At 59.6% G+C, this 9,120-nt stretch carries 8 protein-coding genes; all 8 read right to left on the bottom strand.

Annotated features, from left to right (window positions below):
- The 8 genes from I1M21_RS03530 to I1M21_RS10000 all read right to left on the bottom strand — a co-directional run bounded on the left by I1M21_RS03530 (window position 1) and on the right by I1M21_RS10000 (window position 9,120).
- A complete protein-coding gene (locus tag I1M21_RS03530; protein ID WP_006234269.1) occupies window positions 1-435 on the bottom strand; it encodes a division/cell wall cluster transcriptional repressor MraZ in 435 nt (144 codons plus the stop codon).
- A 462-nt stretch (window positions 436-897) separates the two neighbouring features.
- Window positions 898-1,839, bottom strand: a complete 942-nt coding sequence (gene xerD / locus I1M21_RS03535) for a site-specific tyrosine recombinase XerD (protein ID WP_195192457.1) — start codon at window positions 1,837-1,839, stop codon at window positions 898-900.
- A 2-nt stretch (window positions 1,840-1,841) separates the two neighbouring features.
- Window positions 1,842-3,503 (bottom strand): CTP synthase, encoded by a 1,662-nt coding sequence (gene pyrG, locus I1M21_RS03540; protein WP_006234274.1) that lies wholly within the window; start codon window positions 3,501-3,503, stop codon window positions 1,842-1,844.
- Window positions 3,504-3,681: 178 nt separating this feature from the next.
- On the bottom strand, window positions 3,682-4,020 hold the full coding sequence (locus tag I1M21_RS03545; RefSeq protein WP_022094205.1) for a helix-turn-helix domain-containing protein: 339 nt from the start codon (window positions 4,018-4,020) through the stop codon (window positions 3,682-3,684).
- A gap of 256 nt (window positions 4,021-4,276) precedes the next feature.
- Window positions 4,277-5,758 carry a DUF1846 domain-containing protein gene (locus tag I1M21_RS03550; RefSeq protein ID WP_195192458.1) on the bottom strand — a complete coding sequence of 494 codons (1,482 nt, stop codon included), beginning with the start codon at window positions 5,756-5,758 and terminating at the stop codon, window positions 4,277-4,279.
- Window positions 5,759-6,315: 557 nt separating this feature from the next.
- A complete protein-coding gene (locus tag I1M21_RS03555; RefSeq protein WP_370739707.1) occupies window positions 6,316-7,803 on the bottom strand; it encodes a YfcC family protein in 1,488 nt (495 codons plus the stop codon).
- Window positions 7,804-7,941: 138 nt separating this feature from the next.
- On the bottom strand, window positions 7,942-8,937 hold the full coding sequence (gene argF / locus I1M21_RS03560) for an ornithine carbamoyltransferase (RefSeq protein WP_006234279.1): 996 nt from the start codon (window positions 8,935-8,937) through the stop codon (window positions 7,942-7,944).
- Between the two features lie 105 nt (window positions 8,938-9,042).
- On the bottom strand, window positions 9,043-9,120 hold the full coding sequence (locus I1M21_RS10000; protein ID WP_253274637.1) for an arginine deiminase family protein: 78 nt from the start codon (window positions 9,118-9,120) through the stop codon (window positions 9,043-9,045).

The raw sequence follows: 9,120 nt of genomic DNA on the forward strand, positions 1-9,120 counted from the left end.
TTACGAGAAGAAGAGGTCCAGCAAGGCCTCATCGTCATCGTCCTCATCGGCCGCGGCGCGATCCCAAACCTCAAGGTGGTCGTAGTTGCCCACAACCGTGACCTCGCGGTCGAGGTTCGCCTGCTTGCGGAGAGACTCGGAAAGACCGATACGACCGGCGCTGTCCACGTCCATCGACGTGGTGCGCTTGTTGATCGCCCTCATGAGCTTCTGGTCGTTAATGTCACGCGGGTTAAAGCCCTCGTGGCCCTCACGACCCGCGAAGAGTCCTTCGACCCACTTATCGAAGGCCTCGGCAGAGAACACGTACAGAGCATCGACATCCAGGGCTTTGAACACGCGAACGTGCTCTCCAAGTTCCTCACGAAGGGGTGCAGGCAGGGACAGACGACCTTTTGCATCGAGATTGCGCTCGTATGCACCAGTCATTCCCATGTGCGCCCTCCCCTCGGTTACTCAGATGGCACGTACGCGGGGAACCACCCCGCCTGTCGACGTCATTAATAATATGGGGAACCGCCCCATTTTTCAACACCTTTCCCCACCCCTTCCCCCACTCCACCCCACCACTCCACCCACCATATATTGCAAAACACCCCCAAGCATATGTTCGAAAACACAATATGTTGTGTTTACAGCAACAGCGGGATGCCACCTGTGGCACCCCGCCTTTCAACCTCAACCTTCAAGTTGACCTTGAGGCGATTTTTGCGTCCCTTTACATGCCGTTCACATCGCCCCCAAACTCCCCCACCCAAGGCACATTCGGCCCACCACCGCGATGACAAGTGGCGAAAAATGGGACGAGCCCCAGATTGCCCCTGCGCGCGCAAAAGCGCGCCGCGGCAATCTGGAGCCCGTCCCCAAATACCTGTGAATTTGCAGATCAGCGATGTGTTAACGATGTGCCAGCGGGTGCGCCGCCAGATAGACCTCGGTAAGTTGCGTACGATCGATATGCGTGTAGATCTGCGTGGTCGATATATCGGCATGCCCCAAGATCTCCTGTAGCACACGGAGGTCTGCACCGCCCGCAAGCATATGGGTGGCAAAGGAGTGACGCAGCGTATGGGGATGGAGTCCCACCAGCCCCACCTGGCGCCCATAGCGCTCACAGATGGCATGGATGCCCTGGCGCGACAGACGGCGGCCGTTCTTATTTAAAAAGACCGCCAAGGTCTCGGTTCCGCGGGCATGGGCCGCCAAGCGAGAACGCCCCTCGGTTACATAGAGCGTCAGGGCTCGCGCCGCGCTTCCCACCAGCGGGGACAGGCGTTCCTTTGAGCCCTTACCGCGAACGAGTACAAAGCCATCGTCAATATGGATATCGCCCACATCGAGCCCCACCAACTCGCTCACACGCAAACCGCATCCGTAGAGCACTTCCAAGATGGCATGGTCGCGCAAGCCCATCTCGCCCTCGGGGAAATCTTGATCGAGCAGCGCCGAGACATCCTCCACCGATAGATACTCCGGCAAACGATCAGCCTTTTTAGGCAGGCGCAACGCCGCCGTTGGATTTTGGGCCACAGCCCCATCGCGCACCAAAAAGGCGTGCAAGCCCTTCACGGCCGCAAGCGCACGCTCCACCGAGGCATCGGAATAGCCCCCATCGCGACGGTCGGCGACAAAGCCCTCCACGACCTGACGAGTCACCTCTTCAAAAGACACAATACCCGCCCGCTCCAGATAGGCGCAGTACGTCGTCAGGTCACGACGATAGGCCGCAATCGTGTTGCGCGCCAAACCCCGCTCGACCGCGAGGTAATCGAGATACTCCCCCGCCGCCACGGCGAGCGACGAGGGAGTAGCTTCGGTATATTCCTTATTCGCCGGCACCCTTAGTCCGTAGCGAGGTTCATGGGCGTCACCTGCAGACGGTCGACACCCTCGTGCTGGCCGATCGAAGCGCGCACGAACTCGCGGAACAGCGGCTGCGGGTTGGTCGGGCGGCTCTTGAACTCGGGATGCGCCTGGGTTGCCACATACCACGGATGCACGTCGCGCGGCAGCTCGACCATCTCGACCAAGCGCTCGTCAGGCGACAGACCCGAGATAACCAAACCGGCGTCCTCGAGCTGGTCGCGGAAGGCGTTGTTGAACTCAAAGCGGTGACGGTGACGCTCGTAGACGAGTTCCTCGCCATATGCCTCACGAGCAAGAGTATCGGCGGCGAGCTTGCACGGATAGGCGCCCAGGCGCATGGTGCCGCCCTTCTCGGTCACGTCCTCCTGCGAGCTCATCAGGTCGATGACGCTATACGGACCGTCCGGATCAAACTCGGAGGAGCTGGCACCGGCAAGGCCGACAACGTTGCGGGCGAACTCGCACACGGCGACCTGCATACCCAGGCAAATGCCCAGATACGGAATCTTGTGCTCACGGGCAAACTCGGCCGCGAGGATCTTGCCCTCCAGGGCGCGCTTGCCAAAGCCGCCGGGAACCAGGATGCCCGAGGCGTCGCCCAGAACCTCGGAGACATTCTGCTCGTCGAGGCTCTCGCCGTCGACCAGCTGGACGTCCACATGGCGATCGTAGAAGACGCCCGCATGGTGCAGGGCCTCGATAACCGACAGGTACGCATCGGGCAGCTGCGTGTACTTGCCCACGACGGCGATCTTCACCTTGTCGGCGTGATGGTTGGCGTGATTCTGTTTGCGCAGGAACTCGTTCCACTCGCTCATGTCGCGCTCACGCGGATCCAGACCCAGGCGCTCGCAAATGCGCAGGTCAAAGTCCTGCTCGGCAAGCAGCTGCGGAACATCGTAAATGCTCGCGCAGTCCTCGTTGGTAAAGACGCAATCGGTGTCGACGTCGCAGAAGCTTGCGATCTTTCCGCGGATAGCGTCATCGATATGGTGGTCGGAGCGCAGCACGATGATATCGGGCTGGATGCCAAAGCTGCGGAGCTCCTTGACGGAATGCTGCGTGGGCTTGGTCTTGACCTCGTGGGCGGCGGCGATATAGGGAACGAGCGACACGTGGATGTAGCAGACGTTCTCGGGGCCGGCCTCCTTGCGGTACTGGCGGATGGCCTCGACAAACGGTTGGGACTCGATGTCGCCGATCGTGCCGCCCAGCTCGGTGATGACTACATCGGAGCCGGTCTGCTCCTCGATGCGGCGGAACTTGTCCTTAATGGCATTGGTGACGTGGGGAATCACCTGCACGGTACCGCCCAAAAAGTCGCCGCGACGCTCACGGGCGATTAGGCTTTTGTAGATGGCACCGGTCGTAAAGTTGGAATCGCGGGTCAGATTCTCATCAATAAAGCGCTCGTAATGACCCAGGTCCAGGTCGGACTCGTAACCATCCTCGGTAACGAAGACCTCACCATGCTGGAAGGGGCTCATGGTACCGGGGTCGACGTTCAGATACGGGTCGGCTTTCTGCATCGTTACTTTGTAGCCACGCGACTTGAGCAGACGGCCCAGCGAGGCCGCGGTGATACCCTTGCCCAGGGACGAAACCACGCCACCGGTTACGAACACATGCTTGGTCATATTGAGTTACCTGCGCTTCCCGTAGAAGTTGTCCATACACATCTTACGGGTCTTCATTGTAATACTCGCGCCGCGGACCGTTCGCAATTTTTCTCGCGTGCGATTGCATTTCTCAATCTTGAAACAAAACGCCGCCCGGTTTCCCAGGCGGCGTCGTTATGGCAAGGGTTACATGCTGCTATCGATCAGCAGCCTCGTCCTCAAGCATTTCTTGAACGAGCATGCCGGTACGGACGCCCTCAAGATACCACTCGCCACGTTCGGTGAGGCAAATACCATTTGCAAGCTGACCGCCGTCGTCGCTATAACGCGAGACGACATCAATCATGCCTTCGGAATCCAAGCGATCGATTGCGGCGCGGGCACGATACGGCGAAACCCCCACGCGCTCGGCAAGCGTTTTGCGCGAGAAACCATACGGCCCGCCATTGTCTTCGGTTTGCTGGTCGATCTCCATCAACACCAGCACCTCGACACGCTTCATATCGTTGACACTCGCACGACCCTTGCCCGCCATAGCAGCCTCCTCAAACCGAGCACGAGCATCTAACGCGCCGTGCGCGACCGACACACCTCACGATGGCAGGTAATATCCATCATGCGGCATCCCGCTAAGGATGAAACAGTTACGGTTATTGTATACCGCTCAAATTGTTTCTAGGCAGGTAAACGGCTATTTTTCGCCGAAATAGGCGCTTTATTGATCAAAAAGCCGTACCGGGCGCTAACCCGATACGGCCAAAATGCAATGCAATTACCGCGGTGCTTCAAACTTAGCGATGGAAGAAACCGCAGCGCTCAAACTTGGGCTCGCAGCACACGTTGATACCCAGTTTGCGCAGTACCGTCTCGTCCGTCGGCGAGATGATCACGCTAAAGAAGGCATCGCAACCGCGCAGCTGCTCCAGGCCCGAAAGGACGCGAGCGGCCGTCTCACTCGTGGCCGAGGTGATCGACAGCGCCATAAGCGTCTCGTCGGTGTGGAGGCGCGGGTTTTTGCTGCCCAGGAAATGCGTCTTGAGCTTGCTGATGGGCTCGATCGCCTCATCGCTAATGACCTCGAGCTCAAGGTCGACGCCCGAGACATGCTTGAGGGCGTTCATAATGAGCGAACTTGCGGCGCCCAGGCGCGTGGAGGTCTTACCGGTCACCACGGAGCCATCGGGCATGACCATGGCACCCACGGGACCGCCCGTCAGCTGCTCCCTGGTGAGGGCCGCCGAGCGCGCCGGTGAGTAGTTCTTATCGATGCCGGCTTTCTTCATAATAATCTTGAGACGGTCGACTTGTTCATCGCCCACGCCGGTACGGCGCACATTTTCGACCGCGGTAAAGTAGCGGCGGACAATCTCCATCTTGGAAGCGTCGCGGCAGGCATCGTCATCGGTGATGGCAAAGCCAACCATATTGACGCCCATGTCCGTAGGGCTCTGGTAGGGGCTCTTGCCCAGGATCTTTTCCATCAGGGCACGGACTACCGGGAAGGCCTCGACGTCGCGGTTGTAGTTGACCGTGGTCTTGTTGTAGGCCTCAAGGTGGAAGGAGTCGATGATGTTGGCGTCATCGAGGTCTGCCGTGGCGGCCTCATAGGCAATGTTGACCGGATGCGTAAGGGGCAGATTCCAAACCGGGAAGGTCTCGAATTTGGCATAGCCGGCGGCCGTGCCATGCTTGTGCTCGTGATAGAGCTGAGACAGGCAGGTGGCAAGCTTGCCCGAGCCAGGACCGGGGGCAGTGACCACGACGAGCGGTCGGGTGGTCTCGACAAACTCGTTCTTGCCGTAGCCATCATCGGACACGATCAGATCGACATCGTGCGGGTAGCCCTCGATGGGATAGTGCAGCTTGGCAGGAATGCCGAGCGCGTTCAGGCGGTTGCGGAACACATCGGCAGCAGGCTGGCCGGCGTACTGGGTGATGACCACAGCCGCGACGGCAAAGCCGTTGCCGCGGAACAGGTCAACCAGGCGCAGCACATCCTCGTCATAGGTAATACCGAGGTCACCACGAGCCTTGTTTTTCTCGATGTGGTTCGCGTTGATCGCGATGATAACCTCGACATCGTCGGCGATGCTCTTGAGCATGCGGAACTTGCTGTCCGGTTCAAAACCCGGCAGCACGCGGCTCGCATGATAGTCATCGAACAGCTTACCGCCAAACTCCAAATAGAGCTTGCCACCAAACTGCGAGATGCGCTCCTTAATGTGAGCAGCCTGCAGCTCGATATACTTCGCGTTGTCGAAACCCTGGCGCATGTATGGCTCCCGTCCCGTTTCGTAAATTAAGTTCCTACGCGATTATAACGGAGCCCGCCCTCCCCGATAACCAGACCATCAACAGGCACCAACCAAACACGCCCACCGCAACCACCGGGGACCCAGGATGGCTAATTTGAGGCGAGGAACAAGTCACTCAGCACCAACGATGGCAGCGCCGCAGGTTGAGCATAAGCCAGCGAAAGCCCGCCAGAGTATGCAAAGCGCCCTCTGCACCAACAATGGAAAGCGCCGCAGGCAGAGGACGGACAGCGAGCGCCGTCCAGAACGTACAAGTTGGCATGAAAAAGGCGAGGCATAGACCTTTTGGTCATGCCTTGCCTTTTGAATGACAAATTGTCGTTCTGGACGGCGCGCAGCGTCGACTGGTTGCGCGGTTCGTAGAACCGCGCAACATAAAAGCGCCCCCTCCCGCGCACGGAACGGGAGGGGGCTAAAGGTAGGAGTCTACCGGTGGGTTGACCCCACCGGACAGACGATGACCAGGTGATCCTCTACAGGATCGTCAAGGTTTCCGTGGGGTACCCGTTGGGTACTTAGAGCAGCACGCAGGCGACGGTCAGGATGACGGCGCAGACGACGGAGAGAGCGACGATGAGCTTAAGGGCAAACTTGAGCCAGGTCGTCCACTCGATCTTGGCCAGGGCGAGACCGCCCATGATGGCGCCGGAGGTCGGGGTGAACAGGTTCACGACACCGATAGCGGCGGAGAAGATCATAACCATGACCTCGGGTGAGAAGCCGAGCTTAACAGCCAGCGGTCCCATGATGGGCATGGAGACAGTGGCCATACCGGAGGTCGAGGGGATCAGGAAGGACAGGCCGAAGTAGACCAGGAAGCTCATGGGAGCGAAGATCACGCCGGACAGGCCAGCCAGGGCATTGGCGGCAGCGTCGAGGACGAAGACGTCGAGACCGGTGTTAGCCATGAGGACGGAGATACCACGGGCGAGGGCAATGACGAGAACAACGGACATCATGTCGGCAGCGCCGGTGATGAAGGTGTTGACGATCTGCTTCTCGGACAGGCCACCGATGATACCGATCAGGACGGCCATGAGGAAGAACCAGGTGGAAGCCTCGTCGAAGTACCACTGGCCAATGGGCAGGCCGGTGATCAGGGCAGACCAGCCCTGGACGACGGCGTTACCGTCGGCGTCGTAGACAGCGCCAGCGTCGAAGAAGTTGGCGACGCCCTCGTTGAGGTCGGCCAGCGGAATGAAGCCGACGATCATGACGACGAAGGTGAAGGCGAAGGCGATCAGAACACCCTTCTGACGACCGGTGAGCTTGACCTCCTTGTGGACCTCGGAAGCAGCCTTGCCGTGAGCCTCTTCGGCGTCCTTGAGCTCCTGCATCGACAGGATGGTGGAACCCTTGTCAGCCTTGACCTTCTTGGCATAGTTCATCACGAAGACGATGGACATGGCGGTAGTGACAATCCACAGGACGGCACCGAGGCCGATGATGATGGACTGGTTGACCTCAATGCCAACGCCGGTCAGAGCGTCGACAGCAGCGCCGACGGCGAACGGGTTAACCGTGGAGCCCAGGCAGCCGCAGCCAGCGCCGAGCAGGACGGTAGCGGCGCCGACCATGGGGTCGAAGCCAGCAGCCATCATGGTAGCGGCGAGCAGAGCGTAGAAGGGAACGGTCTCCTCGCACATACCATAGGTGGTACCACCGAGGGAGAAAATGAGCATAAGGACAGGAACGAGCATGATCTCGTTGCCCTTAAGCTTCTGCACCAGAACGGCGATGCCGTTGTCCAGAGCGCCAGTCTCGGTCATCATACCGAGGAAGCCGCCCAGGATCATAACGAAGAGGCAGACGGGCAGAGCGTCAGCGAAGCCCAGGATCGGGGCGGTGCAGAAATCGCTCAGGCGGGCTGCAGTAACCGCGCCGCCGGACGTGCCGGAGACGATAACGGTAATCACTGCAACAATTGCCAGCAGAGCTAGAAGAATGGTGAACGATGAAGGCATACCGCGCTTTTTCTTAGCGGTCTCAGTCATGGTTCTCATCCCCCCTTCATAAATCATTTAACTTTCTCGCGCGAAGCGGATCTTCCGTGCCGTGCCCACCGCCCGACGCGAGATATTTACCAGACAAAGCCGCTCGGGGTGTGCAGCAAGACACCCCGAGCGAGATGCTAGATGCTCTTACTTGAGCGTGGCGTACATGACAGCCTTGATGGTGTGCATGCGGTTCTCGGCCTCGTCGAAGACCTTGGAAGCGGGGCTCTCGAAGACCTCGTCGGTGACCTCCTGCTCGGTGATGCCGAACTGCTCGCACTTCTCGGCGCCAATCGTGGTGTTGGTGTCGTGGAAGCTGGGCAGGCAGTGCAGGAAGATGGCACCCGGGTTGGCCATAGCCATGACCTCGGAGGTAACGCGATACGGGGTGAGCTGAGCGATGCGCTCGGCCCAGACCTCGTCGGGCTCGCCCATGGAGACCCACACGTCGGTGTAGATAACGTCGGCACCGGTGACGCCGTCCTTGACGTCGGTGGTCAGCTTGATGGTGCAGCCGTTGGCCTCGGCGATGGGCTTGCAGGCCTCGATGACGTCGTCAGCGGGCATGCACTCCTCGGGTCCGCAGGCCACGAAGTTCATGCCGAGCTTGGAGCAGACGACCATGAGGGAGCGAGCAACGTTGTTCTTGCAGTCGCCCATGAAGACGAGGGTCTTGCCCTTGATGTCGTAGTTGAAGTTCTCCTGGACGGTCAGGATGTCGGCGAGCATCTGGGTGGGGTGCCACTCGGTGGTCAGGCCGTTCCACACGGGCACGCCGGACTTAGCAGCGAGCTCCTCGACGTCGTCCTGGGCAAAGCCACGGAACTCGATGCCGTCATACATGCGGCCAAGAACGCGGGCGGTGTCCTCGATGGACTCCTTCTTGCCCATCTGCGACGAACCGGGATCGAGATAGGTCACGCCCATGCCCAGGTCCATGCCGCCGACCTCGAAGGCGCAGCGGGTACGAGTGGAGGTCTTCTGGAAGAGCAGAACGATGTTCTTGCCCTCGAGATAGCGGTGCGGAACGCCAGCGCGCTTCATGTCCTTGAAGTTCTTGGAGAGCTTGAGCAGGTACTCGATCTCCTCGGTGGTGAGGTCGAGAAGCTTGAGGAAGCTACGGCCGGAGAGGTTAACACCCATGGTTCGATTCCTTTCGAAGAAATGAATTACGTAAGTATTAGTGTTGCCTGTTTAACGGGCGAAGCCGGTGCGGTTGTAGGGGGACCGCACCGGAAACGGAAAGACTTAGAGGTCCTCGCGCCAGAAGGGCATGCTCATGCAGCGCGGGCCGCCGCGGCCGCGGGAGAGCTCGGCGGAGGGCAC

Source organism: Collinsella aerofaciens, from assembly GCF_015546965.1.
GTDB lineage: Bacteria > Actinomycetota > Coriobacteriia > Coriobacteriales > Coriobacteriaceae > Collinsella > Collinsella aerofaciens_X.

What these genes read in the sequence shown, in the direction of transcription:
- I1M21_RS03545 (WP_022094205.1), bottom strand. Translation starts at nt 4,020, where the DNA reads ATGGCGGGCAAGGGTCGTGCGAGTGTCAACGATATGAAGCGTGTCGAG.
- I1M21_RS03555 (WP_370739707.1), bottom strand. Translation starts at nt 7,803, where the DNA reads ATGAGAACCATGACTGAGACCGCTAAGAAAAAGCGCGGTATGCCTTCA.
- argF (WP_006234279.1), bottom strand. Translation starts at nt 8,937, where the DNA reads ATGGGTGTTAACCTCTCCGGCCGTAGCTTCCTCAAGCTTCTCGACCTC.
- I1M21_RS03550 (WP_195192458.1), bottom strand. Translation starts at nt 5,758, where the DNA reads ATGCGCCAGGGTTTCGACAACGCGAAGTATATCGAGCTGCAGGCTGCT.
- pyrG (WP_006234274.1), bottom strand. Translation starts at nt 3,503, where the DNA reads ATGACCAAGCATGTGTTCGTAACCGGTGGCGTGGTTTCGTCCCTGGGC.
- I1M21_RS03530 (WP_006234269.1), bottom strand. Translation starts at nt 435, where the DNA reads ATGGGAATGACTGGTGCATACGAGCGCAATCTCGATGCAAAAGGTCGT.